The sequence below is a fragment of the Burkholderia sp. TSV86 genome (assembly GCF_001522865.1).
In the GTDB taxonomy this organism is placed as follows: domain Bacteria; phylum Pseudomonadota; class Gammaproteobacteria; order Burkholderiales; family Burkholderiaceae; genus Burkholderia.
In genome coordinates this window covers 14690-40986 of sequence record NZ_LOWB01000115.1, presented here as the reverse complement: position 1 = coordinate 40986, position 26297 = coordinate 14690, and the positions used below count along the sequence as shown (strand labels likewise).

The 26297-nt window shown below is 64.1% G+C and carries 24 protein-coding genes; 21 read left to right on the top strand and 3 right to left on the bottom strand.

The window, feature by feature from the left end; translation table 11 throughout:
- Positions 1-4 precede the first annotated feature (4 nt).
- Positions 5-781 (top strand): 3'-5' exonuclease, encoded by a 777-nt coding sequence (locus WS68_RS21180; protein WP_059572621.1) that lies wholly within the window; start codon positions 5-7, stop codon positions 779-781.
- Positions 782-868: 87 nt separating this feature from the next.
- Here the strand turns inward: WS68_RS21180 and WS68_RS21175 are convergent, their stop codons facing one another.
- Positions 869-1729: an endonuclease/exonuclease/phosphatase family protein gene (locus WS68_RS21175; RefSeq protein WP_059572620.1), complete on the bottom strand. Its 861-nt coding sequence runs from the start codon at positions 1727-1729 to the stop codon at positions 869-871.
- A 135-nt stretch (positions 1730-1864) separates the two neighbouring features.
- Here WS68_RS21175 and rlmD point away from each other — a divergent pair, with 135 nt between their 5' ends.
- Positions 1865-3253, top strand: a complete 1389-nt coding sequence (rlmD, locus tag WS68_RS21170; protein ID WP_059572619.1) for a 23S rRNA (uracil(1939)-C(5))-methyltransferase RlmD — start codon at positions 1865-1867, stop codon at positions 3251-3253.
- A 150-nt stretch (positions 3254-3403) separates the two neighbouring features.
- Here the strand turns inward: rlmD and WS68_RS21165 are convergent, their stop codons facing one another.
- Entirely contained in the window at positions 3404-4102 is a 699-nt protein-coding gene (locus WS68_RS21165) for a Bax inhibitor-1/YccA family protein (protein WP_059572618.1), read from the bottom strand.
- Between the two features lie 247 nt (positions 4103-4349).
- Between WS68_RS21165 and ndk the strand changes: the two genes are divergently transcribed.
- The 17 genes from ndk (at position 4350) to WS68_RS21080 (ending at position 23263) form a co-directional block, all read left to right on the top strand.
- On the top strand, positions 4350-4775 hold the full coding sequence (gene ndk / locus WS68_RS21160) for a nucleoside-diphosphate kinase (protein WP_059572617.1): 426 nt from the start codon (positions 4350-4352) through the stop codon (positions 4773-4775).
- A gap of 40 nt (positions 4776-4815) precedes the next feature.
- Positions 4816-5949: a 23S rRNA (adenine(2503)-C(2))-methyltransferase RlmN gene (gene rlmN / locus WS68_RS21155; protein WP_059572616.1), complete on the top strand. Its 1134-nt coding sequence runs from the start codon at positions 4816-4818 to the stop codon at positions 5947-5949.
- Between the two features lie 156 nt (positions 5950-6105).
- Positions 6106-7176: a helix-turn-helix domain-containing protein gene (locus WS68_RS21150; RefSeq protein ID WP_059572615.1), complete on the top strand. Its 1071-nt coding sequence runs from the start codon at positions 6106-6108 to the stop codon at positions 7174-7176.
- Between the two features lie 92 nt (positions 7177-7268).
- Entirely contained in the window at positions 7269-8621 is a 1353-nt protein-coding gene (ispG, locus tag WS68_RS21145; protein WP_059572682.1) for a flavodoxin-dependent (E)-4-hydroxy-3-methylbut-2-enyl-diphosphate synthase, read from the top strand.
- A gap of 18 nt (positions 8622-8639) precedes the next feature.
- Positions 8640-9980 (top strand): histidine--tRNA ligase, encoded by a 1341-nt coding sequence (hisS, locus tag WS68_RS21140; protein WP_059572614.1) that lies wholly within the window; start codon positions 8640-8642, stop codon positions 9978-9980.
- Between the two features lie 51 nt (positions 9981-10031).
- Positions 10032-10661: a tetratricopeptide repeat protein gene (locus WS68_RS21135; RefSeq protein WP_059572613.1), complete on the top strand. Its 630-nt coding sequence runs from the start codon at positions 10032-10034 to the stop codon at positions 10659-10661.
- 42 nt (positions 10662-10703) lie between these two features.
- Positions 10704-11849: an outer membrane protein assembly factor BamB gene (gene bamB / locus WS68_RS21130; RefSeq protein WP_059572612.1), complete on the top strand. Its 1146-nt coding sequence runs from the start codon at positions 10704-10706 to the stop codon at positions 11847-11849.
- 291 nt (positions 11850-12140) lie between these two features.
- The gene (der, locus tag WS68_RS21125; RefSeq protein ID WP_059572611.1) at positions 12141-13478 is read left to right on the top strand and encodes a ribosome biogenesis GTPase Der; all 1338 of its coding nucleotides are present in this window, start codon (positions 12141-12143) and stop codon (positions 13476-13478) included.
- A 137-nt stretch (positions 13479-13615) separates the two neighbouring features.
- The gene (gene hfq, locus WS68_RS21120; protein ID WP_004192796.1) at positions 13616-13855 is read left to right on the top strand and encodes an RNA chaperone Hfq; all 240 of its coding nucleotides are present in this window, start codon (positions 13616-13618) and stop codon (positions 13853-13855) included.
- Between the two features lie 70 nt (positions 13856-13925).
- Complete coding sequence (gene hflX, locus WS68_RS21115; RefSeq protein ID WP_059572681.1) at positions 13926-15089, top strand: GTPase HflX; 1164 nt, start codon at positions 13926-13928, stop codon at positions 15087-15089.
- Positions 15090-15170: 81 nt separating this feature from the next.
- Positions 15171-16532 (top strand): FtsH protease activity modulator HflK, encoded by a 1362-nt coding sequence (gene hflK / locus WS68_RS21110; RefSeq protein WP_059572680.1) that lies wholly within the window; start codon positions 15171-15173, stop codon positions 16530-16532.
- 13 nt (positions 16533-16545) lie between these two features.
- Positions 16546-17445, top strand: a complete 900-nt coding sequence (gene hflC / locus WS68_RS21105) for a protease modulator HflC (RefSeq protein ID WP_059572610.1) — start codon at positions 16546-16548, stop codon at positions 17443-17445.
- A gap of 25 nt (positions 17446-17470) precedes the next feature.
- Positions 17471-17662: a DUF2065 domain-containing protein gene (locus WS68_RS21100; protein ID WP_059518097.1), complete on the top strand. Its 192-nt coding sequence runs from the start codon at positions 17471-17473 to the stop codon at positions 17660-17662.
- Positions 17663-17789: 127 nt separating this feature from the next.
- Positions 17790-18938: an ATP phosphoribosyltransferase regulatory subunit gene (locus tag WS68_RS21095; RefSeq protein ID WP_059572609.1), complete on the top strand. Its 1149-nt coding sequence runs from the start codon at positions 17790-17792 to the stop codon at positions 18936-18938.
- 156 nt (positions 18939-19094) lie between these two features.
- A complete protein-coding gene (locus WS68_RS21090; protein WP_059572608.1) occupies positions 19095-20441 on the top strand; it encodes an adenylosuccinate synthase in 1347 nt (448 codons plus the stop codon).
- A gap of 6 nt (positions 20442-20447) precedes the next feature.
- On the top strand, positions 20448-21044 hold the full coding sequence (locus WS68_RS21085) for a phosphoribosyltransferase (protein WP_059572607.1): 597 nt from the start codon (positions 20448-20450) through the stop codon (positions 21042-21044).
- Between the two features lie 326 nt (positions 21045-21370).
- Positions 21371-23263: a potassium transporter Kup gene (locus WS68_RS21080; RefSeq protein ID WP_059572606.1), complete on the top strand. Its 1893-nt coding sequence runs from the start codon at positions 21371-21373 to the stop codon at positions 23261-23263.
- Positions 23264-23434: 171 nt separating this feature from the next.
- Here the strand turns inward: WS68_RS21080 and WS68_RS21075 are convergent, their stop codons facing one another.
- Positions 23435-24004 (bottom strand): GNAT family N-acetyltransferase, encoded by a 570-nt coding sequence (locus tag WS68_RS21075; protein WP_197419653.1) that lies wholly within the window; start codon positions 24002-24004, stop codon positions 23435-23437.
- 285 nt (positions 24005-24289) lie between these two features.
- On the opposite strand from WS68_RS21075, the gene WS68_RS21070 reads away from it, so the two are divergent.
- On the top strand, positions 24290-25459 hold the full coding sequence (locus WS68_RS21070) for a CaiB/BaiF CoA transferase family protein (protein ID WP_059572604.1): 1170 nt from the start codon (positions 24290-24292) through the stop codon (positions 25457-25459).
- On the top strand, positions 25456-26256 hold the full coding sequence (scpB, locus tag WS68_RS21065; RefSeq protein WP_059572603.1) for a methylmalonyl-CoA decarboxylase: 801 nt from the start codon (positions 25456-25458) through the stop codon (positions 26254-26256). The genes WS68_RS21070 and scpB overlap by 4 nt, the downstream gene beginning before the upstream one ends.
- Positions 26257-26297: the final 41 nt, after the last annotated feature.

Sequence of the window (26297 nt, the reverse complement as noted above, 5' to 3'; positions counted from 1 at the left end):
ATTGATGACCCCGATTCTGGTTTTTGACATCGAGACGATTCCCGATGTCGACGGCATTCGCCGTCTCGAGGATTTGCCCGCCGCGCTCACCGACGCCGAGGTCGCCGAGCACGCGTTCGCCGCGCGCCGCGAGAAGACGGGCAGCGATTTCTTGCCGCATCATCTGCAGAGGATTGCCGCGATCTCGTGCGTGTTTCGCGACAACACGGGCTTTCGCGTGCGCTCGCTCGGCACGCCCGGCGATCCGGAGGCGGTGCTGATCCAGTCGTTTTATCGTGTGATCGAGAAATACACGCCGCAGCTCGTGTCATGGAACGGCGGCGGCTTCGATCTGCCGGTGCTGCATTACCGCGCGCTCGTGCACGGCGTCGCCGCGCCGCGCTATTGGGACATGGGCGAGGACGATCGCGAATTCAAGTGGAACAATTATCTGTCCCGCTATCACACGCGCCACACCGATCTGATGGATCTGCTCGCGCTCTATCAGCCGCGCGCGAACGCGCCGCTCGACGCGCTTGCGAAGCTGTGCGGTTTTCCGGGCAAGCTTGGGATGGACGGCGGCCAAGTGTGGGCAGCGTTCCAGCAGGGGCGGCTCGACGAAATCCGCAATTACTGCGAAACCGACGTCGTGAACACGTATCTGCTGTATTGCCGGTTTCAGCAGATGCGAGGCGGCTTGACGCCAACCGAATATGCGGACGAGATCGTGCTCGTGAAAAATGCGCTGTTGCAAGAGCCGGCGCCGCATTGGGCCGAATATCTGGCCGCGTTCGGCGCGTGATCGCCCGTGGTTGTGCATAGCCAATTCGTCCGTTTCCGCTGACCGGTGCCGGGGCGTTTTCCTGTTTTCCCATTCCCTGATTGACGTTCAGGCATCGCTCAGTTCGAGCATGATCGGCTGATGATCGGACGCGCGTGTCGCGCCGTCGATTTCGCAGCGTGCGATGCGTTCGGCGAGCGTTTCGGTCACGAATACGAAATCGCATGTGAGTGGTCCGTCGGCCCATTGTGCGGTGTCGTAGACGCCTGCCGTCGGCGGCGGCGCTTTTCCCGGATGGCGGGCGAGCCACGCATCGACAAAGCGCGGCGCGTCCGGAAACGGCGCGACGAAACGCCGATACGCGGCGCTCGCGTATGCGCTGTTGAAATCGCCGCAGGCGATTGCATCGGCGGCGCGCGCCGATGCCGTGAACGGGCCGTCGAGCGTTTCAGCAGGCGCGCTGTCGCGCGCATGCGCGACAGCTTCGCGATGCAGGCGCCTGAGTGCGTCGATTTGCGCGAGCCGTTGCATTGCCGAGTAATACTCGAGATGCGTGACGACGACGCGCACCGCGCCAAACCGCGCGCGCAGCGTGACTTCAAGCGCGCAGCGCGGCATCGACGGCGCGTCGGCACTCGCCGGCCACGGCAGCGCATGGCGCAGCACGCGCTCGGCGGGCAGCCGGGTCGCGAGGGCGTTGCCGAATTGCCGCCGCGGCGCGCCTGGCGCGCGCGGCGGCAGATCGACGCCGATCGCCTCGAATACGTCGTAGCCGGGCAGCAGCGCGGCTAATTCGGCATACTGATCGTCGGACGGGCCGCCCGGCAGCGCCCGAAAGCCACGCGTGACTTCCTGCAGGCATAGCACGTCGAAGTCTGCGAGCTGGCGTGCGGCGTCGATCGTGCGCGCGAGATCGACCGCGCCGCTCGCATCCCGTCCCCATTGGATGTTCCAACTGATGAGTCGCATCGTCGACGCTCCGTTATCGTTCAGCGATGGCCCGAGGCACCGGGCCGGGCGTTTGGAAACTCCCGGGCGCGCCCTTCGGTGTGCCGTTCGTCTACAATCTCGCCTTTGCCCACAATCGTTCGTCAGGAATAGCTGGTGTCAGAAGCCGTCCCCCTTTCCGCGCGCAGCGCGTCTGCCACGCCCGATCCCGCCCCGGTTCTCGATATCGATTCGCTCGACATGGAAGCGCGCGGCGTCGGCCGCGCCGTCGACGAAAACGGCGAGCCCGGCAAAGTGATCTTCGTCGAAGGCGCGTTGCCCGGCGAGCGCGTCACGTATTCGAGCTTTCGCCGTAAGCCGTCCTATGAGCAGGCGCAGGTCGTCGATATTGTGCGCGCGAGCGTGATGCGCGCGCAGCCGAAATGTGCATTTTTTGGTACTTGTGGCGGCTGCTCGATGCAGCATCTCGACACGCGCGCGCAAGTCGCGATCAAGCAGCGCGTGCTCGAGGACAACCTGTGGCATCTCGCGAAACTGCGCTCGGAGACGATGTTCTCGCCGATTCACGGTCCGTCGTGGGGTTACCGGTATCGCGCACGGCTCACGGTACGCCATGTCGCGAAAAAAGGCGGCGTGCTCGTCGGGTTTCACGAGCGCAAGAGCAGCTACGTGGCCGACATGACGAGCTGCGAGGTTCTGCCGCCGCATGTGTCGGCGCTGCTCGTGCCGCTCAGGCGGCTCGTCGAGGGATTGTCGATCCGTGACCGGATGCCGCAGATCGAGCTGGCGGTCGGCTCGAGCGTGACGGCGCTGGTGCTGCGCGTGCTCGAGCCGATCAACGCGGGCGATGAAGCGCTGTTGCGCGAATTCGCCGATATGCATCGCGTGCAGTTCTGGCTGCAGCCGAAGGGGCCGGACACAGTTGCGCCGTTTTATCCGCTCGATGTCGAGCTAGACTACACGCTGCCCGAATTCGGAATCCGGATGCCGTTCAAGCCGACCGATTTCACGCAGGTCAACCATCAGATCAACCGCGTGCTGGTGGGGCGCGCGCTGCGGCTGCTCGCGCCGGCGCGCAGCGACCGCGTGCTCGATCTGTTTTGCGGTATCGGCAATTTCACGCTGCCACTTGCGCGGCTCGCGCGCGAAGTGGTCGGCATCGAGGGCAGCGACGCGCTGACAACGCGCGCGCTCGCGAATGCGAAGGCGAATGGTGTCGACGGCCATACGTCGTTTGCCTGCCGCAATCTGTTCGACGTGACGGCCGACGATATCCGCGCGCTCGGCGCGTTCGACAAATTCCTGATCGATCCGCCTCGCGAGGGCGCGCTTGCGGTGTCGAAGGCGCTGGCCGAGATCGCGCAGAGCGGCGCCGGGCCTTTGCCGGCGCGAATCGTCTATGTATCGTGCAATCCGTCGACGCTCGCGCGCGACGCGGGACTGCTCGTTCACGAAGCCGGCTACCGGCTCAAGGGCGCGGGCGTGGTGAATATGTTCCCGCATACTTCGCATGTCGAATCGATTGCACTGTTCGAGCAGGCGTAAGGTTGGCCGCCGGCGCGAGGCGGCGGTGTGCATGCGCTTCGCGCCGGCCGATCCGATGACCGTTCGCGCACTCTGCGGCGCACCTTCGCGATGAGGTGGCGGCGAAAAAAAACCGGCCCATGGGCCGGTTTTCCGTGATGGGGTTCAGGCTCAATTGCGGTTGCCGCCGAAGATGCCGAGCAGCGCGAGCAGGTTCGTGAACACGTTGTACAGGTCGAGGTAGATCGCGAGCGTCGCGCTGATGTAGTTGGTTTCGCCGCCGTTGACGACGCGTTGGACGTCGAACAGCATATACGCGGAGAAGATCGCGATCGCAAGCACCGACACGGTCAGCATCAGCGCCGGCAGGTGCAGGAACACATTCGCGAACGACGCAAGCAGCAGTACGATCACGCCGACGAACAGCCATTTGCCGAGGCCGGAGAAATCGCGCTTGCTGACGGTGGCGACCGTGGCCATCACGGCGAAGATCACGCCGGTGCCGCCGAACGCCAGCATGATGAGCGCGGGGCCGTTCGAGAAGCCGAGGATGAAGCTCAACAGGCGCGACAGCATCAGGCCCATGAAGAACGTGAAGCCGAGCAGCACGAACACGCCGGCGGCGCTGTTCTTCGTGCGCTCGATCGCGAACATGAAGCCGAACGCGATCGCGAGAAACGCGAGGAAGCTCATCATCGGGCTCGCCGCGGCAAACAGCGAGAAACCGGTCGCGACGCCGATCCAAGCGCCGAGCACGGTCGGCACCATCGACAGAGCGAGGAGCCAGTAGGTGTTGCGCAGCACGCGGTTGCGGGTCTCGGCGGTGCTGATCGCGCCGCCGCGGCCGAAGTTGTACGGATAATCGTTCATGGTTTCTCCTAACATGGAACGTGGCGGCATCGCGAGCGGGCGGCATGCTTGTTGCGCCGCGGCAGGCCATGACGCCGCTACCCCTAAGATAGGTTTCGAGGCGAGAGGTTTCAACATCGAGCCGCCCGCGAAACATGGTTGGTTCGACCTTTCGGTCGTGTAAGGGTTCAATCGCAATGATACACGGGAACGTGTTACAATAGCGGATTCATTTGAAACTGTAACCTCTTAATTTCTTGGAGTTTTTATGGCACTCGAGCGCACCCTGTCGATCATCAAGCCGGATGCGGTGGCAAAGAACGTGATCGGCCAGATCTACAGCCGTTTCGAAAACGCCGGCCTGAAGATCGTTGCGTCGCGCATGGCGCACCTGTCGCGCGCCGATGCGGAGAAGTTCTACGCCGTTCACGCCGAGCGCCCGTTCTTCAAGGATCTCGTCGACTTCATGATCTCGGGCCCGGTGATGATCCAGGTTCTCGAGGGCGAGAACGCGATTCTGAAGAATCGCGAACTGATGGGCGCGACGGACCCGAAGAAGGCCGAAAAGGGCACGATCCGCGCGGATTTCGCGGACAGCATCGATGCGAACGCCGTGCACGGCTCGGACGCAGCAGAAACGGCGCGCGTCGAGATCGCGTTCTTCTTCCCGGAAATGAACGTCTACTCGCGTTGACGCGGGCAAGATCCAGCGCGTAGCGGCAAGGCAGGACACCATGGCGAACGAATCTCCCGTCGATCTACTCGATTTCGATGCCGACGGCCTCGTCGCGTATTGCGGCAGCCTCGGCGAGAAGGCGTTTCGCGCGAAGCAGTTGCAGCGCTGGATCCATCAGTACAATGCGGCCGATTTCGACGGGATGACCGATCTCGCGAAATCGCTGCGCGAAAAGCTGAAAGGGCGGGCCATGATCGGCACGCCCGACATTTTGAGCGACCACGTGTCGGCGGACGGCACACGCAAGTGGCTCCTCAACGTCGGCAACGGCAACGCGGTCGAAACGGTGTTCATCCCCGAGGAGACGCGCGGCACGCTTTGCGTGTCGTCGCAAGCGGGGTGCGCGGTCAACTGCCGGTTCTGCTCGACGGGCAAGCAGGGTTTTTCCCGCAATCTTTCGACGGGCGAGATCGTCGGCCAGCTGCGGATGGCGGAGTTCGCGCTGCGGGCGTCGCTCGGGCGCGCGCCCGGCCCGAATGGGCGCGCGGAGCGCGTCGTCACGAACGTCGTGATGATGGGCATGGGCGAGCCGCTTCTCAATTACGCGGCGGTCGTGCCCGCGATGCGGCTGATGCTCGACGACAACGCGTATGGCTTGTCGCGCAGGCGCGTCACGCTGTCGACATCGGGCGTCGTGCCGATGATGGACCGGCTCGGCGCCGAGCTGCCGGTCGCGCTCGCGGTGTCGCTGCATGCGCCGAACGACGCGCTGCGCGACATGCTCGTGCCGCTCAACAAGAAACATCCGCTGCGTGAACTGATGGCGGCTTGCGAGCGTTATCTGAAGGTCGCGCCGCGCGACTTCATCACGTTCGAATATTGCATGCTCGACGGCGTCAACGATTCCGAAGCGCATGCGCGCGAACTCCTCGCGCTCACGCGCGACGTGCCGTGCAAATTCAACCTGATTCCGTTCAATCCGTTCCCGGAATCGGGGCTCGTGCGCTCGAAGCCGGAGCAGATCAAGCGCTTCGCGCAGATTCTGATCGACGCCGGCATAGTGACGACGGTGCGCAAGACGCGCGGCGACGATATCGATGCCGCGTGCGGCCAGCTCGCGGGCGCGGTCAAGGACCGCACGCGTCTCGCGCAGCGCACGGAGGCGAAGGTGATCGAGGTCCGGGCGGTTTAACGGGGATGCCGTTGGGAATGCCTGGGCGGGTAGTGCAATAAACGCGAAAGCGATCGGGGATGGCGCGGCGCGCCGTGCTGTGTGACAACGATAGGTGCGTGTGCGGCCGGAGCCGGTGCAGGCGCGCATGAAAGAAGAGTCGACGCGAGGATGAGGATGAGCGAACCGCAGCCGTCAAAGAGCCCAGAGACGAACGCAGGCGAGCACCCGGCGGCGGCCGGGCTTGCATCGGTCGCGGCCGTCGGCGCGCGGCTCGCGGAGTTGCGTCGTGCGAAAGGTTGGTCGGTCGACGACGTGTCCGCGCGGCTGAAGATCGCCGCGCCGAAGCTGCAGGCGCTCGAGGCGGGCGACACGAGCCAGTTTCCAGGCGCGACGTTCGCGCTTGGCGTCGTGCGCAGCTACGCAAAGATGCTGGGCGTCGATCCGGAACCGTTCGCGCAAGCGCTGCGCCGCGAGAAGGGTGTGCCGGCGGTGGATTTGTCGTTGCCCGCGTCGTCGGGCGCCGATCTGCCGCGCGGGCGCGTGTCGATCCATCTCGGCGATTCGTCGCGCAGCCGGCCGTGGTTATGGGCGATCGCGGCGGCTGTCGTCGCGCTTGTCGCCGTGATGATGTGGAGCACGGGCCGCGAATCGACGAACTGGCTCGCGCGCTTCAAACCGAGCGGCGCGGATAACGGTGCGGCGGCGGTGCACGATCGGCAGCCGGAGAGCGCCGCGTCCGAACTACCGGCGAGTGCGGCAGTGTCGGGTTCGGTGACGCAGGCCGCGTCCGGCGCCGCTGAGCAAACGGCAACGCAAACGGCGCCGGACGGCGCGGCGCTCGCGCCGGTGCAGGCCGTGGGACCGGCGTCGGCGGCAGACGTCGCCGGAGAAACACCTGCTTCGGCGGCGTCATTGGCGCAGGCCGCCGCCGCTGGCCCGACCGCGGCACAGCCGCAACCATTGGCGTCGGCGGGCGAGGCGGTGACTGTCGCGCCCGGCCAGTCGGTGGTGGCGTTGAAGGTCGCGCAGGACTGCTGGTTCAGCGTGCGCGATAAGCATGGCAAGGAACTGTTCTCGGCGCTCGTGCGGGCGGGCGAGACCAAGCAGGTGGCGGGCGACGCGCCGCTCAAGGTGACGATCGGCAACAAGGCCGGGCTCGAGTCGATCGCTTTCGACGGCAAGCCTGTCGATCCGGCAAAATACTCGGCGGCTCGGGGTAACGTCGCGCGTTTCGCGTTGCCCTGACGGCAAGCGTCGTGGCCGCACGCGGGTACGGCGCTTTTTCCATTCGCGCGCAGCCGAGGGGCGGCGCGCCATGCGTAAATTTGGATCCAACGATGCAATCCGAAGCTCAATCCCCTGAAGCTCGATCTACCGACGCTCGACTTCCTCGAGACAGCCAAATCTGCTCAACCGAGCCGGTGTTCGGCGGGCATGCGCCTCGGCGCGTGTCGCATGGCGTCGACGTCCGCTGGGGCGGCAATCTCGTGACGATCGGTGGCGATGCGCCGGTTCGCGTGCAATCGATGACGAACACCGACACGGCCGACGCGATCGGCACGGCGATCCAGGTGAAGGAACTCGCGAATGCGGGCTCCGAACTCGTTCGCATTACCGTGAATACGCCCGAGGCGGCCGCCGCGGTGCCCGCGATTCGCGAGCAGCTCGATCGGATGGGCATCGCGGTGCCGCTCGTCGGCGATTTCCATTACAACGGGCACTTGCTGCTGCGCGACTATCCGGACTGCGCGCAGGCGCTGTCGAAGTACCGGATCAATCCGGGCAACGTCGGCCAGGGCGCGAAGCGCGATACGCAGTTTGCGCAGATGATCGAAGCCGCGATCAAGTATGACAAGCCGGTGCGGATCGGCGTGAACTGGGGCAGCCTCGATCAGGACCTGCTTGCGCGGATGATGGACGAGAACGCCGCGCGCGCCACGCCGTGGGACGCGCAGAGCGTGATGTACGAAGCGCTGATCCAATCGGCGATCGGCTCGGCCGAGCGTGCGGTCGAGCTTGGCCTTGGCCGCGACAAGATCGTGTTGTCGTGCAAGGTGAGCGGGGTGCAGGATTTGATCGCGGTGTACCGGGAGCTGGCGCGCCGCTGCGGCTTCGCGTTGCATCTCGGGCTCACCGAGGCGGGCATGGGCTCGAAGGGGATCGTCGCGTCGACGGCCGCGCTCGGCGTGCTGCTGCAGGAGGGAATCGGCGACACGATCCGGATTTCGCTGACGCCGGAGCCGGGCGCGTCGCGCACGGGCGAGGTGGTCGTCGGTCAAGAGATCTTGCAGACGATGGGGCTGCGCTCGTTCGCGCCGATGGTCGTCGCGTGCCCTGGCTGCGGCCGCACGACGAGCACGCTGTTCCAGGAACTCGCGTTGCAGATCCAGAACTATCTGCGCGCGCAGATGCCGATGTGGCGCAATGAATATCCAGGCGTCGAGAAGATGAACGTCGCGGTGATGGGCTGTATCGTCAACGGCCCGGGCGAGTCCAAGCACGCGAACATTGGCATCAGCCTGCCGGGCTCGGGCGAGAATCCGGCCGCGCCTGTCTTCATCGACGGCCAGAAAGTGAAAACGCTGCGCGGCGAACACATCGCGCAGGAATTCCAGCAGATCGTGAGCGACTACGTGGCGCGTACTTACGGCGCAGCCGCTCAAGGCAGTGCCGAAGCGGTCCAGAATTAATTCGTCAACCGTAACCAGATGACAGAACAAAAGCGAAAGCTCGACAAACTAACGGGCGTGAAGGGCATGAACGACATCCTGCCGCAGGATGCCGCGCTGTGGGAATTCTTCGAATCGACCGCGAAATCGCTGTTGCGCGCGTATGGCTATCAGGGCATCCGCACCCCGATCGTCGAGCACACGCAGCTTTTCACGCGCGGCATCGGCGAAGTGACCGACATCGTCGAGAAGGAGTTGTACAACTTCACCGATTCGCTGAACGGCGACGAACTCGCGCTGCGCCCGGAAGGCACCGCGGCCGTCGTGCGGGCGTCGATCGAGCATAACTTGCTGTACGACGGCCCGAAGCGGCTCTTCTACATCGGTCCGATGTTCCGCCACGAGCGCCCGCAGCGCGGCCGCTACCGGCAGTTCCATCAAGTCGGCGTCGAGGCGCTCGGCTTCGCGGGCCCGGACGCCGACGCGGAAATCATCATGATGTGCCAGCGGCTGTGGGACGACCTCGGACTCATGGGCATCCGGCTCGAGATCAATTCGCTCGGCCTTGCCGAAGAGCGCGCCGCGCACCGCGTCGAGCTGATCAAGTATCTTGAGCAGCACGCCGACCAGCTCGACGCCGATGCGCAGCGCCGTCTGTATACGAACCCGCTGCGCGTACTGGATACGAAGAATCCCGCGCTGCAGGCGATCGTCGAGAATGCGCCGAAGCTGATCGATTTCCTCGGCGACGAGTCGCGCGCGCATTTCGAAGGGCTGCAACGCCTGCTGAAGGCGAACAACGTGCCGTTCAAGATCAATCCGCGTCTTGTGCGCGGCCTCGACTACTACAACCTGACCGTGTTCGAGTGGGTGACCGACAAGCTCGGCGCGCAGGGCACGGTGGCGGCCGGCGGCCGCTACGACGCGCTGATCGAGCAACTGGGCGGCAAGCCGGCACCCGCGTGTGGCTGGGGGATGGGCATCGAGCGGATTCTCGAACTGCTGAAGGAGGACGATCTCGTGCCGGAGCCGGACGGCGTCGATGTCTACGTGGTCCATCAGGGCGATGCGGCGCGCGAGCAGGCATTCGTCGTTGCCGAGCGGTTGCGCGACACGGGCCTCGACGTGATTTTCCATTGCAGCGCCGACGGCGCGGGCGCGAGCTTCAAATCGCAAATGAAGCGCGCGGATGCGAGCGGCGCGGCATTCGCGGTGATTTTCGGCGAGGACGAAGTAGCGAACGGCATGGCGAGCGTGAAACCTTTGCGCGATGCGAGCGCGGCGGGCGAGAAGCAGGCTCAGCAGTCGGTGCCGGTCGAAAACTTGACCGAATTTCTAATCAATGCGATGGTTGCATCCGCCGAAGACGGCGACGACTGATCGCGGCGTGTCCTCGACCAGAAAGCGTGTACAGGAAGGAATCGCTAGGCGATGAGCTACCACGACGAACAAGAATCGATTGAAAACCTGAAGGCATGGTGGACCCGGTGGGGCAATCTGACGACCTGGGTCGCCATTGCCGTCCTCGCGGTCGCGGCGGCATGGAACGGCTGGAATTACTGGCAGCGGCGTCAGGCCGCGCAGGCGGCGGTGCTGTATGAGCAGGCGCAGCAGGCCGTCGCGTCGAACGACAAGGCGAAGATCGCGCGCGTCGCCGCTGACATGGAAGACAAGTTCGGCGGCACCGCCTATGCGCAGATGACGGCGCTCGAAGCCGCGAAGGCGCTCTACGGCGCGGGCGACGCGGCGCTCGCCAAGGCGCAGCTCCAATGGACGGTCGATCACGCGAAGGACGACGAGTACAAGCAGATCGCGAAGTTGCGTCTTGCGTCGCTGCTGCTCGACGAAAAAGCATACGACGCGGGGCTCGCGCTGCTTGCGGGCACGCCGCCCGATGCGTTCAAGGGGCTCGTCGCGGATCGCCGTGGCGACCTGCTTGCCGCGCAAGGCAAGAGCGACGATGCGCGCGCCGCATACAAGCTCGCGCTCGACGCGCTGCCGAAGGACGATTCGTCCTCGCGCCAACTCGTGCAATTCAAGCTGGATGCGCTCGGCGGCTAAGCGCGCGTTTTTGTTCTCAACCTAACTTTGCTTCGCTTATCGATGAATCTGCTGAAACGTTACGCTGCTCCTGTTGCCTGTACGGCGGCCGTCCTGGTTCTCGCGGCCTGTTCGTCATCGAAGGACGCACGCCGCGTGCCGACGCCGCTCACCGAGTTCAAACCCGCGCTCGACGTGCAGCAGGTGTGGAAGGCGAGCGTCGGCAAGGGCGGCCGCTATTCGTTCTCGCCGGTCGCGGTGGGCGATGCGGTATATGTCGCAGGCGCAAACGGCTCGGTCGAGAAGATCGATGCGAAGACGGGCCAGGAAGTGTGGCGCACGAAGGTGGGCTCCGACTTGTCGGCCGGCGTCGGCAGTGACGGCAATCTGACCGCCGTCGGTGCGCTGAAGGGTGGTCTCTTTGTGCTTGGCCCGGACGGCAAGCTGCTGTGGAAGACGTCCGTGCAAGGCGAGATCTTCTCGCCGCCGCTCGTCGGCAACGGTTTCGTGATCGTGCGCACGATCGATGGCCAAGTGATCGCATTCTCCGCGCAGACGGGCGAGCAGAAGTGGAGCTACCGCAACCGGGCCGTGCCGCTCAATCTGCGCGTGTCGGCCGGCATGACGTTCGCGGGCGACGCCGCGGTGCTCGCGGGCTTTCCGGGCGGCGGTCTTATCGCGCTGAACCTGCAGACCGGCGAGCCGTTCTGGCAAACGCCGGTGTCGTTTCCGAAGGGAGTGACCGAAGTCGAGCGGATCAACGACGTAACGGGCGCGCCCACGCTCGTCGGCGCCGAAGCATGTGCGGTGACGTTCCAGGGGCAGCTCGGCTGCTTCGACGCGAATTCCGGCCGTCCGCAATGGGAAAAGCCGTTCTCCAGCCGCAGCGGCATCGCGCAGGACGATACGGTGGTCGTGGGCGGCGACGACTGGTCGGTCGTGACCGCGTATGACGTTGCCACGGGCAAGGAACTCTGGCGCAACGACAAGCTCAAGAGCCGCGACGTCGGCGTGCCGTATCTGCTCGGCCGGGCCGTGGTGTTCGGCGATTACAAGGGCTTCGTGCATTTCCTGTCGCGTGACGACGGCGCATTCGTCGCACGGATGAAGACGGACGGCAGCGCGATCAACGCGGCGCCCGTGCTCGCGGGCAACACGCTGGTCGTGCAAACGCAGGACGGCGGCGTATACGGTTTCCGTCCGCGCTGAATATCGCGCGGCACGCGGCGGGTTCGCACGCTGGCCGCGATAGAAAAGAGGATGAGTTGTGCGCGGGCCCGCGGTAGTGGGTCTTGCGCAGTCTGCCGGAGGCGGTTTGCCGCACGTCGTGCGCGGCTTGCGGCAGCGCAGGGAGCAGGTTGATCAATAAAAGTATCGCGGCGCCGATGCAGCCGCGTGCGCGTCGGTTCGGCGCGAATTCGTGCTAATTTCCATCAAGCGCAGCCGCTCGCGGCCCGCGAGTCTTCCGCCGCTTGCGCTTCACGTAGACGACATCATCAGATGAAACCGGTCATTGCCCTTGTTGGGCGCCCCAATGTGGGGAAATCCACGCTATTCAACCGGCTCACGCGTTCGCGCGATGCGCTGGTCGCCGATCTGCCCGGCCTGACGCGCGATCGCCATTACGGCGAGGGGCGGGTCGGCGCGCGGCCGTATCTCGTCGTCGACACGGGCGGCTTCGAGCCGGTCGCGAAGGACGGCATCCTGCACGAGATGGCGCGGCAAACGCGGCAGGCGGTCGAGGAGGCCGACGTCGTCGTGTTCATCGTCGACGGCCGCAACGGCCTCGCGCCGCAGGACAAATCGATCGCCGACTATCTGAGAAAGACCGGGCGGCCGATTTTCCTCGTCGTCAACAAGGCCGAAGGGATGAAGTACACCGCGGTCGCCGCAGATTTCTATGAACTTGGCCTGGGCGATCCGCGCGCGATCTCGGCCGCGCACGGCGACGGCGTGACCGACATGATCAACGAGGCGCTCGACGTCGCCTATGCGGGCCAGCCGGAGGAGAGCGACGAGAACGCTGCCGCGCGCGGCACCAAGATCGCGATCGTCGGGCGGCCGAACGTTGGTAAATCGACGCTCGTGAACACGCTGATCGGCGAGGAGCGCGTGATCGCGTTCGACATGCCTGGCACGACGCGCGATTCGATTTATGTGGATTTCGAGCGCAACGGCAGGCAGTACACGCTGATCGATACCGCGGGGCTGCGCCGGCGGGGCAAGGTGTTCGAGGCGATCGAGAAGTTTTCGGTGGTGAAGACGCTGCAGTCGATCGCCGATGCGAACGTCGTGATTCTGCTGCTGGATGCGCGTCAGGACATCTCCGATCAAGATGCGCACATCGCGGGCTTCGTGGTCGAGCAGGGGCGCGCGCTCGTCGTCGGCGTGAACAAGTGGGACGGCCTCGATCCGCATGTGCGCGAGCGCACCAAAGCCGATCTCGCGCGCAAGCTCAAGTTCCTCGATTTCGCGAAATTCCATTTCATTTCAGCCGCGGAGAAAACGGGTATCGGCCCGCTCATGCGTTCGGTCGACGATGCCTATGCGGCCGCGATGAAGAAACTGCCGACGCCTAAGCTCACGCGCGCGTTGATCGAGGCGGTCGAGTTCCAGCAGCCGCGCCGCCGCGGCCCGGTGCGGCCGAAACTGCGCTATGCGCACCAGGGCGGGCAGAATCCGCCCATCATCGTGATTCACGGCAACGCGCTTGACGCCGTTACCGACACGTATAAACGTTATCTCGAGAATCGTTTTCGAGAAACTTTCTCGTTGACGGGCACTCCATTGCGCATAGAGTTCCGTTCGTCGACGAATCCCTATGCCGACAAGGAATAATCGGTCTATATCATGCGCGTCTGGCCTGACGGCAGAGCCGGAGCGCAGACAAAATCGGCTATAGTGTAGCGATTGGCGGCGGATCTCTTTTTCTTCGCCCCAATCTAGATCAACCTGCAAAAAAGATGGAGCACGCCATGAGCAACAAAGGGCAATTGTTACAAGACCCGTTTTTGAACGCACTGCGTAAGGAGCATGTGCCGGTTTCGATCTATCTCGTCAACGGCATCAAGCTTCAAGGGAACATCGAATCGTTCGACCAGTACGTCGTGTTGCTCCGGAACACGGTTACCCAGATGGTATACAAGCACGCCATTTCGACGGTCGTGCCTGCCCGTCCGGTGAATTTCCACCCGGACGCCGAAGCAGCGTCCTAACCTATGCCGCGGCTGGCTCGCATGGCCGTCGGCAATTGATGTCAGCCGCCTTATCTTGATATCCGACAATTTGATCAATGCAGCGTTAGTCGGCATCGATTTCGGCAAAACCGATTTCGAAGCCAGTCTCGAGGAACTCAGTCTGCTCGCCGCCAGCGCGGGCGCTCATCCCGCCGTCACGCTGACGGGCCGCCGCGCGAGCCCGGATGCCGCGATGTTCGTCGGCAGCGGTAAAGCCGAAGAATTGCGGCTCGCGTGCGAGGCGAACGACGTCGAAATTGTCATCTTCAACCATGCACTCGCGCCCGCGCAGCAACGCAATCTGGAGCGGATGCTCAATCGGCGCGTCGTCGATCGCACGAGCCTCATTCTCGACATCTTCGCGCAGCGCGCGCGCAGCCACGAAGGCAAGTTGCAGGTCGAACTCGCGCAGCTTCAATATCTCGCTACCCGGCTGATTCGGGCCTGGACCCACCTCGAACGGCAAAAGGGCGGTATTGGCCTGCGCGGTCCCGGCGAAACCCAGCTCGAAACCGACCGGCGGTTGATCGGCGAGCGCATCAAGATGCTGAAGTCGCGGCTCGAGAAACTGCGCCGCCAGCACCACACGCAGCGCCGCCAGCGCGAGCGCAACCGGACGATGTCGGTGTCGCTCGTCGGCTATACGAACGCGGGCAAGTCGACGCTGTTCAATGCGCTGACGAAAGCGCAGGCGTATGCGGCGGACCAGCTTTTCGCGACGCTCGATACGACGTCGCGGCGCGTCTATCTCGGCGACGACGTGGGGCAGATCGTCGTGTCCGACACGGTCGGATTCATTCGCGAGCTGCCGCACCAGCTCGTCGCCGCGTTTCGCGCGACGCTCGAAGAGACGATTCATGCGGATCTGCTGCTGCACGTCGTCGATGCGTCGAGCGTGGTGCGGCTCGAGCAGATCGAGCAGGTCAACGGTGTGCTGCATGAGATCGGCGCGGATTCAATCCGCCAGATTCTCGTGTTCAACAAGATCGATGCGGTGCCGGAGCTTGCGGCTCGCGGCGGTGCGGTCGAGCGGGACGAGTATGGTAATATTTCGCGCGTCTTTTTGAGCGCGCGAACGGGTCAAGGGCTCGACGCGTTGCGCGCCGCCATCGCCGAGATCGCTACCGCGGAACATCTCGCTGGCGCCATGCCGATTATCGGCGCGCCGGCGCAATCACACGAAGACCACCCGGTTTCCGAACACGGGCACTGACGACTGCGGTCGGTCATGCTGCTCCAATCTGGTGAACAAACACAGGTGAACGACTACAACGAGCGGAGTACCCAGCGGCCGATGCACGCATTGCCGTCGATCAACGACCCCCGCTGGGGGCGGGGCGGCAACGGTGAGCCGCCGCGCGCGAACGGGCCGAAGCGTCCGGACGGGCGCGATGAAGGCCCCCCGGATCTCGACGAGATGTGGCGGAATTTCAATCGCCGCCTATCCGGCTGGCTCGGCCGCAAGGGCTCCGGCAACAACGGCTTGCGCCCGGACAACGGGCGCGCAGCACGGGTGGGCGTCGGCATCGTCGCGGGCGCGCTGATTGCCATTTATTTCGGCAGCGGCATCTTTGTCGTGCAGGACGGGCAGACGGGCGTGGTGCTGCGCCTGGGCGAATACAAGGGCACGGTCGGCGAAGGCGTGCACTGGCGCCTGCCGTCCCCGTTCGAGTCGCACGAGATCGTCGATACCGTGCAGGTGCGCTCGGTCGAGATCGGCCGCAATAATGTCGTGCGGCTCGCGAACGTGAAGGACGCATCGATGCTCACGCGCGATGCCGATATCGTCGATGTGCGGTTCGTCGTTCAATATCGGATCGGGTCTGCCACCGATTATCTGTTCCGCACGGCCGACCCGGAGCGCAGCGTCGCGCAGGCCGCGCAGGCGGCAGTGCGCGAGATGGCCGGCAGCCGGTCCGCGGACGACTTGCTCGCCGGCGATCGCGACGCGCTGCGCGATGCGCTTTCGAAGGCGATCCAGCGCGATCTCGACCGCTACAAGACGGGGCTCGTCGTGACGGGCGTGACCGTGCAGAGTGTTGCGCCGCCCGAGCAGGCACAGGCGGCCGTCGATGACATTGCGAAAGCGCGCCAGGACAGCGAAGCCGCAAAGAACGCCGCTCGCGCGTATGCGAGCGAACTGCTGCCGCGCGCGCAGGGCGACGCCGCGAAAATGATCGACGACGCGAAGGCTTACGCCCAGCGCGTCGTCACGCAGGCGCAAGGCGACGCCGATCACTTCAAGGAGGTCTATGCGCAGTATTCGAAGGCGCCCGCGGTGATCCGCGAGCGGATGTATCTCGAGACGATGCAGGAGATCTACTCGAACACGACGAAGGTGTACGTCGGCAACAAGGCGGGTAACAGCATGCTGTATCTGCCGCTGGACAAGATCGTCGAGGCGGGCCGCGCGCGCGCGGCCGATGCGGCGGCCAGCGGCACAAGCGGCGCCGCACCCGCGAGCGATGCGCAAGCGCGGGCGGCGGCGCCCACTGCAGCGTCGCAGGCGCTGGCCGCAGCGTCGCAGGCGCCCGCTGCGGCTGCAAGCGCCGCGGGCGTGTCGTCGCCGGCTGCCGCCAGCCCGGCATCCGGCAGCGATGCGCTGCGTTCCCGCGAGGCTTTCCGCAGCCGTTCGCGTACCGACGATCTGCAGTAACGAGGGCTGCAACATGAATCGAATCATCGCGCTCGTCGTAGCGATCGCCATCGCCGTGTTGGCGGCGTCGTCGACGGTGTTCGTCGTCGACCCGCGCCATGCGGCCGTATTGTCGTCGCGCAACGGCGCCGCACCGACGCTTGCCGGCCCCGGCCTGCATTTCAAACTGCCGCAGCCGCTGCAGGCGGCGACGCTCGTCGACATTCGCATCCAGTCGTTCGACTTGGCTGATCCGCAAAGCTTGACCACGCAGGACGGCCGCGATCTGCTCGTGAGCCCCGTCGTCAGATACCGGATTGCCGATGCGCTCAAGTATTACCAGCAGACGGGCGGCGCGGCGCGCGGCGAGGTCGACCGCCTTTCGGCGGCCATCAAGAGCGCGCTTGGCGATGCGTTCGCCAAGCGTGCGCGCGATGCGGCGCTCGGCGAGCAACGCGCGATCGCGCAAGAGGTGAAGCAGGCGCTCGGCGCGGCCGCGGCGCCGCTTGGCATCGATATCGTCGACGTGCAGCTCACCCGTGTCGATCTGCCGGCCGCGCAGGCGGACGATGCGTATCGCCGGATAACGGCCGATCTGCAGCAGCAGGCGCAGCGCGAACGCGCGCAAGGCGCCGCCCAGGCCGAGCAGATCCGCGCGGACGCGAGCCGCCAGCAGCAGGCAATCCTGGCCGACGCGTATAAGACAGCGCAATCGATCAAGGGCGACGGCGACGCGCAGGCGGCGTCGATCGCGGCCGACGCGTTCGGCCGCGACCCGCAGTTCTATCAGTTTTACGCGAGCTTGCAGGCGTACCGGAACAGCTTCAAGCCGAACGACATCATCGTCGTCGATCCCGACAGCGAGTTCTTCCGCTTCATGCGCAGCCCGACGGGCGGCGCGCCGGCGGCAGGCACGGTTCCCCACAAACGTTGACACGCCGGCGTGCTTGGCCGCTCACATGAATCTCGCTGGCTCGTTACTGCTCGCTGTCGCGCTGATGCTAATCGTCGAGGGCGCGTTTCCGTTCGTGTTCCCGAGCGCGTGGCGCGACACGTTCCGTAGAATGGCGGAGCGGCCACCGCATCATATCCGGATCGGCGGATTCGTCGTGATGGCGCTCGGGCTCGCGCTGCTGCTGCTCGTGACCTGACCTTTCGCCGCGCGTTGGCGCCAGCCGACGCCGTATGCCGCAGACGTTCGGCCCAAGCCGGGCGTCGAACCCGATTTCAATCCGAGGCGCGTGCGCGCGCCGTGTTTCCTGTCGTAGGATCGCCACGATGTCGACCTGGTTACTTCCCGAGAATATTGCCGACGTACTGCCGTCGGAGGCGCGCAAGATCGAGGAGCTGCGCCGCAGGCTGCTCGACCGTTTTCGTTCGTATGGCTACGAAATGGTGATGCCGCCGCTTCTCGAGTATCTTGAATCGCTGCTCACGGGCGGCGGCAACGATCTGAATCTGCGCACGTTCAAGCTCGTCGATCAGTTGTCGGGGCGCACGCTCGGCCTGCGCGCGGATATCACGCCGCAAGTCGCGCGCATCGATGCGCATCTGCTGAACCGCCAAGGCGTCACGCGCCTTTGTTATGCCGGCCACGTGCTGCATACGCGGCCGCGCGGTCTGCATGCGACGCGCGAGCAAATCCAGATCGGCGCGGAAATTTACGGGCATGCGGGCCTGGAGGCCGATCAGGAAATCCAGCAGCTGATGCTCGACGCGCTGCATCTGTCTGGTCTGACGAAAATCCGGCTCGATTTGTGCCACGCCGGCGTGCTGGCTGCGTTGTTCTCGCGCGACGCGGCGGCCGCCGCGCGCGGCGAGGCGCTGTACGACGCGCTTGCGGGCAAGGACGTGCCGCTGCTGCACGAATTGACCGACGATCTCGGCCCGGATACGCGCGCCGCGCTGCGTGCGCTGCCGCATCTGTATGGCGATCCGTCGGTGCTCGACGATGCGCGGCGCGAGCTGCCCGCGCTGCCCGAAATCGACCGCGCGCTCGACGATCTGAGCGAGCTTGCCACGCGGGTGACAAATGCGGAAGTGACGATCGATCTCGCCGATTTGCGCGGTTACGCGTACCACAGCGGCGCGATGTTTTCCGCGTATGTCGACGGCGTGCCGAATGCGGTGGCGCGCGGCGGACGTTACGATCACGTCGGCCAGGCCTACGGGCGCGCGCGTCCGGCGACGGGTTTCTCGCTCGATTTGCGCGAAATCGCGCGGATTTCGCCGGTCGAGGCGCGCGGCGCCGCGATTCTCGCGCCGTGGAAACAGGATGCTGCGTTGCGGACAACCGTTGCTGCGCTGCGCGATGCGGGCGAGGTGGTGATCGAGGCGTTGCCGGGCCACGACGGCGGGCTCGACGAATTCGCGTGCGACCGCATGCTCGTCGAGCGGGACGGCGCGTGGGTCATCGAGCGCCGCTGACGGCGCGCGCATCGCGGCGCGATGCCGCCGCGCTGGGCCCCGCCGGCCGGTTTCCGAGCCGCTTTCAGCGTGCCATATCGTTGAAGTGAAACGGAAAAATTCGGAGCTGGCGGCGAACCTAGGTAGAATACGTTTTTAACCAGCCAACGAATCAACATGTCTGTCAGCGCAGTGAACGTGACTCCCGGGCGCAACGTCGTCGTCGTGGGGACTCAATGGGGTGATGAAGGCAAGGGCAAGGTAGTCGACTGGCTGACGGACCATGCTCACGGCGTCGTGCGTTTTCAGGGCGGCCATAACGCCGGCCACACCCTCATCATCGGCGGCAAGAAGACGATCTTGCGCCTCATTCCGTCGGGCATCATGCGCGAACGCGTCGCGTGCTACATCGGCAACGGTGTCGTGTTGTCGCCCGAGGCGCTCTTCAAGGAAATCGGCGAGTTGGAGGAAGCGGGCGTCTCCGTGTGCGAGCGCCTGTTCATTTCCGAGGCGACGACGCTGATTCTGCCGTACCACGTCGCGATCGACCAGGCGCGCGAAGCGCGCCGCGGCGCGGACAAGATCGGCACGACGGGCCGCGGCATCGGCCCGGCCTACGAGGACAAGGTTGGCCGCCGCGCGCTGCGCGTGCAGGATCTGTTCGATGCGAGAACGTTTGCCGACCGCCTGCGCGAAAATCTCGATTTCCACAACTTCGTGTTGACCCAATATTTGGGCGGTGCGGCGGTCGATTTCCAGGCGACGCTCGATACGATGCTCGGCTACGCGGACCGCTTGAAGCCGATGGTGACCGACGTGTCGCGCCGGCTGTACGAAGAAAATCACGCGGGCCGCAACCTGCTGTTCGAAGGCGCGCAAGGCACGCTGCTCGACATCGATCACGGCACCTATCCGTTCGTCACGTCGAGCAACTGCGTGGCGGGCGCGGCGGCGGCGGGCGCGGGCGTCGGCCCGCAAAAGCTCAACTACATCCTCGGCATCACGAAGGCGTATTGCACGCGCGTTGGCGCGGGGCCGTTCCCGAGCGAACTGTACGACGCGGACAACCCGAGCCGCCAGAATCAGGTCGGGCTGACGCTCGCGAACGTCGGCAAGGAATTCGGCTCGGTGACGGGCCGCCCGCGTCGCACCGGCTGGCTCGACGCGGCCGCGCTGCGCCGCTCGATCCAGATCAACGGCGTGTCGGGCCTGTGCATGACGAAGCTCGACGTGCTCGACGGCCTCGACGAAGTCAAGCTGTGCGTCGGCTACAAGATCGACGGCGAGGATTTCGATCTGCTGCCGCGCGGTGCGGCCGAGGTCGCGCGCTGCGAGCCTGTCTATGAGACGTTCGGCGGCTGGAAGGAAAGCACGGTCGGCATCAATTCGTGGGACGCGCTGCCGGCGAATGCGCGCGCGTACCTGTCGCGTGTGCAGGAAGTGGCGGGCGTGCCGATCGACATGGTATCGACCGGCCCCGACCGCGACGAGACGATCCTGTTGCGCCATCCGTTCAAGGTGTAAGCGACGATGACGCAAAACATGACGATGACGATCAAAATGTCCGATCCGCGCAACGACGAAAAGAACCTGTGGGTCGGCTGGGACGAATATCACCGGCTGATCGAGCTGCTTGCGCTCGCGGTGCACGAATCGGGGTGGAAGTTCGACAAGATTCTGTGCCTCGCGCGCGGTGGCTTGCGCGTCGGCGATCAATTGTCGCGAATCTACGATCTGCCGCTCGCGATTCTCGCGACGAGTTCGTATCGCGAGGCGGCGGGCCGCGAGCAGGGCGAGCTCGACATCGCGCAGTACATTACGATGACGCGCGGCGATTTATCCGGCAACGTGTTGCTCGTCGACGATCTGGTTGATTCGGGCGTGACGCTCGCGCGCGTCCAGCAGCATCTGAAGGAGCGTTATCCGGCCGTGACGGCGGTGCGTTCCGCGGTGCTCTGGTACAAGGGCTGCTCGAAAGTGAAGCCCGATTATCACGTCCAATACCTGCCGACGAATCCGTGGATTCATCAGCCGTTCGAGGATTGGGACACGGTGCGTCCGCATAATCTCGGCGCGTGGATTAAACGCGGTAACGCGCAGCGCGACGACGACGCGGCACTCGCGTAACCGCTCTCTGCGTGAGCTTTGCGCGGACCCTTCCCGTTGCAGGTAACGCATGCGGTTTCCGCGCGGCGGCATCGAAACGGCGCTCCGGTGGAGCGCCTTTTTTTATGTTCTCGTTACAGCGCATCACGCAACGAGGCTTGGATCGCCATGCCGTGGCGCGGCGCGGTTTTTGGCGCGTTGCAGCGTCCAAAAGTGTCGCGACCCCATGCTACACTGGGCACGCCGCTTCAAGTGGTGCGCTCACAACACAGCGCGGCGGCATTTTTGCGTGGCCAGTTAGAATAGCGCTCGTTTTTCCGACCCCAGCACGGATTTATCCCGCTTTTATGACCGACACGAATCACTCGTCCACGCGCCAGCATTCGCTGCAGTCACTCGCGATTGCCGCTATCGGCGTAGTTTTTGGCGACATCGGCACGAGCCCGTTGTACTCGCTCAAGGAGGCGTTCAGCCCGGAGCACGGCATTCCTCTCACGCAAAGCTCGATTCTGGGCGTGATCTCGCTGTTGTTCTGGGCGATCATCCTCGTCGTCGGCGTCAAGTACGTGCTGTTCGTGATGCGTGCCGATAACAACGGCGAAGGCGGCGTGCTTGCGCTGATGGCGTTGTCGTTGCGGTCGTTGACGCCAAAGTCGCGGGTGGCGGGGCTGATGATGGGCCTGGGCATCTTCGGCGCGTGTATGTTCTATGGCGATGCGGTCATCACACCGGCGATTTCGGTGATGTCGGCGGTCGAAGGGCTGCAGGTTGCGGCGCCGCAACTCACCCATCTCGTCATGCCAATCACGATCGCGATCCTGATCGCGCTGTTCTGGATTCAGCGGCACGGCACGGCAACGGTCGGCAAACTGTTCGGCCCGATCATGGTCGTCTGGTTCATCGTGCTGGCGGTTCTCGGCGTGTATCACATCGCGCAAGCGCCGCAGATCATCTCGGCGATCAATCCGTACTACGCATTTTCGTTCATGGCTGACCACGTGCTGCTTGCCTACGTGGTGCTCGGCTCGGTCGTGCTGGTGCTGACGGGCGCGGAGGCGCTTTATGCGGATATGGGCCACTTTGGAGCGAAGCCGATCCGGCTTGCCGCATACGTGCTTGTGATGCCGTCGCTCGTGCTCAACTATTTCGGCCAGGGCGCGCTGCTGCTCGTCAATCCGAAGGCGATCTCGAATCCGTTCTTCCTGCTCGCGCCGCAATGGGGAACGCTGCCGCTCGTCGTGCTGTCGACGGTCGCGACGGTGATCGCGTCGCAGGCCGTGATATCGGGTGCCTATTCGCTGACGAGCCAGGCGATCCAGCTCGGCTATGTGCCGCGGATGAAGATTTTGCATACGTCCGAACTCGCGATCGGGCAGATCTACGTGCCGGTCGTCAACTGGTTGTTGTTGTTCGTGATCCTATGCATCGTGATCGGCTTCAAGAGTTCGGACAACCTCGCGGCCGCATACGGCATTGCGGTAACGGCGACGATGGTGATCACGACGATTCTCGCCGCGGTCGTGATGGTGAAGGTATGGAACTGGAATAGGCTGCTCGTCGCGTTGATCATCGGCATGTTCCTCGTCATCGATCTCGGGTTCTTCGGCGCGAATCTGCTGAAGGTCGAGCAGGGCGGCTGGCTGCCGCTCGGCATCGGAGCGCTGTTGTTCTTCTTGCTGACCACATGGTACAAGGGGCGTCATCTCGTCAAGGAGCGCACGGTGGCCGACGGCATTCCGCTCGAGCCGTTCCTCCAAGGGCTGCTCGCGCATCCGCCGCATCGCGTATCGGGCACGGCGATCTATCTGACCGGCAGCGGCAAGCTCGTGCCGGTGAGTTTGCTGCACAATCTCAAGCACAACAAAGTTCTTCACGAGCGGACCATTTTCCTCACGTTCGTCACGCGTGACATTCCGTATGTGAAGGACGACGAACGCGTGACGATCCGCGATGCGGGCGAAGGGCTTTACATCGTTAAGGCGGAGTACGGCTTCAACGAAACGCCGGATGTGAAGGCCGTGCTCGAGGAGGTGGCGCGTCAGCGCGGCACCACGTTCGAGCTGATGGATACGTCGTTCTTCATCGCGCGCGAGACGGTTGTGCCGACTCATTTGCCGGGCATGTCGATCTGGCGTGAGCGGGTGTTCGCATGGATGCACCAGAATGCCGCGAAACCGACGGATTTCTTCGCGATTCCGGCGAATCGCGTCGTCGAGCTGGGAACCAAGATAGAGATCTGAGCGCGCTGCCCGGCGCGAACGCGGCCGGTGCGGGCTGCCGGGCGGCATCGTGCAAGCTGCCCGCGCCGGCCGGAGTTGAGCGCATGCCAGACGGGCGCGCGCTCGTCGAATGGGCAAGCGGCGGATGTGCCACGCCCGTCCGGGCGCTTGCATTCGCGTATCGCTCGTTTATTACCCGCTTATCGCCGCATAGACGCGCGTGTTGCGCAACGTGCCATCCGGATCGACGCGCTCATTGCGCAGCACGCCTTCGAGCGTCATGCCCGCGCGTTCGCATACACGCGCGCTTTTGAGATTGAGGTCATCGACAAATGCCGACACGCGGCGCATTCCCAATCGCACGAACGCGAACTGTACGAGTGCGGCCACTGCCTCGCTGATATATCCCTGTCGTTGATGACGCGTGTGGCCCCACCAGCCGATCTCGATGCTGGGCACGTGCCAATTCGGCTGATGTAATCCGCAGCATCCCACGAGCATTTCCGTGTCGCGCCGCAGGATGAGGAAACGAAAATCGCGTCTGGCGATGAAGTTCGCGAAGCCCTCCCGACAATAGATTTCCGAACGTTCGAGCGACGGTTCCTCGAGCGGCCAACGCAACGAGGCCGGAAACTGCCGCAGCGCGCCGAGCGAGTCGCATTGCGCTTCGTGGATCTTGGGGCCGTCGCCTGGCCTGACGCAGCGAATGATCAGCCGCTCGGTGTCGAGGCGGTCTTCGAGATCGATAAGAAGAGGCTGCATGGTCATTGGCTCCTGAGCGATGAGCGCGCGCGATTGGGCAGCACAGGCCGTGGGTTCTAAATGCATGATAACGCTGTGCTATGCTCGGCGGCGATATCCGGAAATGGCCGAATCGCCCGATTCGTATCGCGGCGGCAATTTTCGTGTTATTCGATTCCGAATAAGTGCGTGTTGGTATATTGGCATGGTTTCGCGTCACGCATTCGGTGATTAATTATTAAAAATAAAATATCAATATAAATCGATTTTTCTGTCATCAGGGTTGATCATCTCGAGAGGTTTCTCATGCATCAAAATGCGTTGAAATCCCTGCTTGCCGACGTAAAAATCGTGGATCTTTCCCGCGTGCTGGCCGGCCCTTTTGCTACCATGACCTTGGCGAATCTGGGAGCGCGCGTGATAAAAGTCGAAATGCCGGTGGTCGGCGACGACGCGCGCACTTTCGGTCCGTTCGCCAATGGAAAATCATTATATTTCTCGGCTATTAATTGCAACAAGGAAAGCATTGCCCTCAATTTGAAGCGCGGCGAAGACCGTTCGATATTCGAAAAAATAGTCTCGAAAGCGGATGTGCTGGTCGAAAATTATCGGCCCGGCACGATGGAGAAGCTCGGTTATGGATGGGATGTTCTTCACGACAGGTTTCCGCAGCTCATTTACGGTGCGGTATCCGGATTCGGCGATACGGGGCCGCGCTCCAGTTTCGCCGCATATGACATGGTCGTGCAGGGAATGGGCGGCATCATGAGCGTGACGGGATATCCGGGCGGCGCGCCCGCCCGCGTCGGCGTGTCGATCGGCGATATCACGGCTGGGTTGTATTTGGCGCTGGGCATCAATGCCGCGCTGTATCGGCGCTCGTTGGCCGGAGTGGGATGCAAGCTCGATATCGCGATGCTCGATTGCCAGGCGGCGATCATGGAAGACGCCGTAACCGTGTATGCAAAGACTGGCGAAGTGCCCGGCCCGTTGGGCACTCGGCATCCGACGGTGGCGCCGTTTCAGGCATATGCCGCTGCCGACGGCAATATCATCATCGCCGCGGGCAACGATCATCTGTTCTCGCTCGCCGCCGACGTGCTCGGGCGGCCAGAACTGGCGCGCGATCCCCGTTTCGCCACCAATGAGCTGCGTCATCGGAACGTGGATGCATTGCAGGCGGAAATCGAAAGCGTGTCGGTGACCCGCTGCGTATCGTATTGGCTGGATGCGTTGAACGCGAAGGGCGTACCATGCTCGCCGATCAACGATATTGCGCACATGATGGCCGAGCCGCAGATCGTCGCACGCAATATGATCGTTCGCGTGGCCGATCCGGTTGCGGGGGAGCTGAGCGTCGCGGGAAATCCTGTCAAGGTCATGGGCATGCTGGAGCCGCGAACGATGCGTCCGGCGCCGGAACTCGACGCCGACCGTGCGGCGATCGTCGCCGAATTCGTCGGGAGCGGGCGATGAGCGGCGTGGTTGCGGGGGGCGAACTGGTTCGTGCGGATGTGCGCGACGGTGTCGGCGTTATCACGCTCGATCATCCAGCCAAGCGCAATGCGTTGAGCGCGCAGTTGCTCGGCGCATTGATGAGCGTGCTGGACGGCGTCGCCGAGCGGGGCGCGCGCGTGGTGATTCTGCGTGCGGCGCCCGGTATGAGCGTATGGTCGGCAGGCCACGACATTCGAGAGCTGCCGCTAGGCGGCATGGACCCGCTGGGCTATTTCGCTCCATTGGAGCGGACGCTGCGTGCGATACGCGCATTGCCTGTGCCGGTGGTGGCGATGGTGCGCGGCTCGGTGTGGGGCGGCGCGTTTGATCTGGTATTGAGCTGCGACATGATCGTCGCCGACGAATCCGCGACATTCGCGATTACACCGGCCAACATCGGGTTGCCTTACAACACGACGGGCTTGCTGCACTTTCTGGGGCGGTTGCCGTTGAACCTCGTCAGGGAGATGTTTTTCACCGCCGAACCATTGGATGCGCAGCGGGCCTTGCAATGGGGGATCGTCAATCGCCTGATGCCGAGCGTCGAACTGGAGGCGCGGACGATGGCACTCGCAACGGGCATGGCGTCGAAAGCGCCATTGGCGATTGCGGTGGTGAAGGAGCAATTGCGCGTGCTGACCGACTATCATGCCGTTCCGGCTCAGGCGTTCGAGAAAATCGAGGCGATGCGGCAGAAGGTTTACGACAGCGCGGACTATCGCGAAGGCGTGACGGCATTTCTCGAGAAACGCCGGCCGGCGTTCAAGGGGGAGTGACAGCGCCTCCGATGCCGGCTTGTCAGCTGCATGGCCTCGCC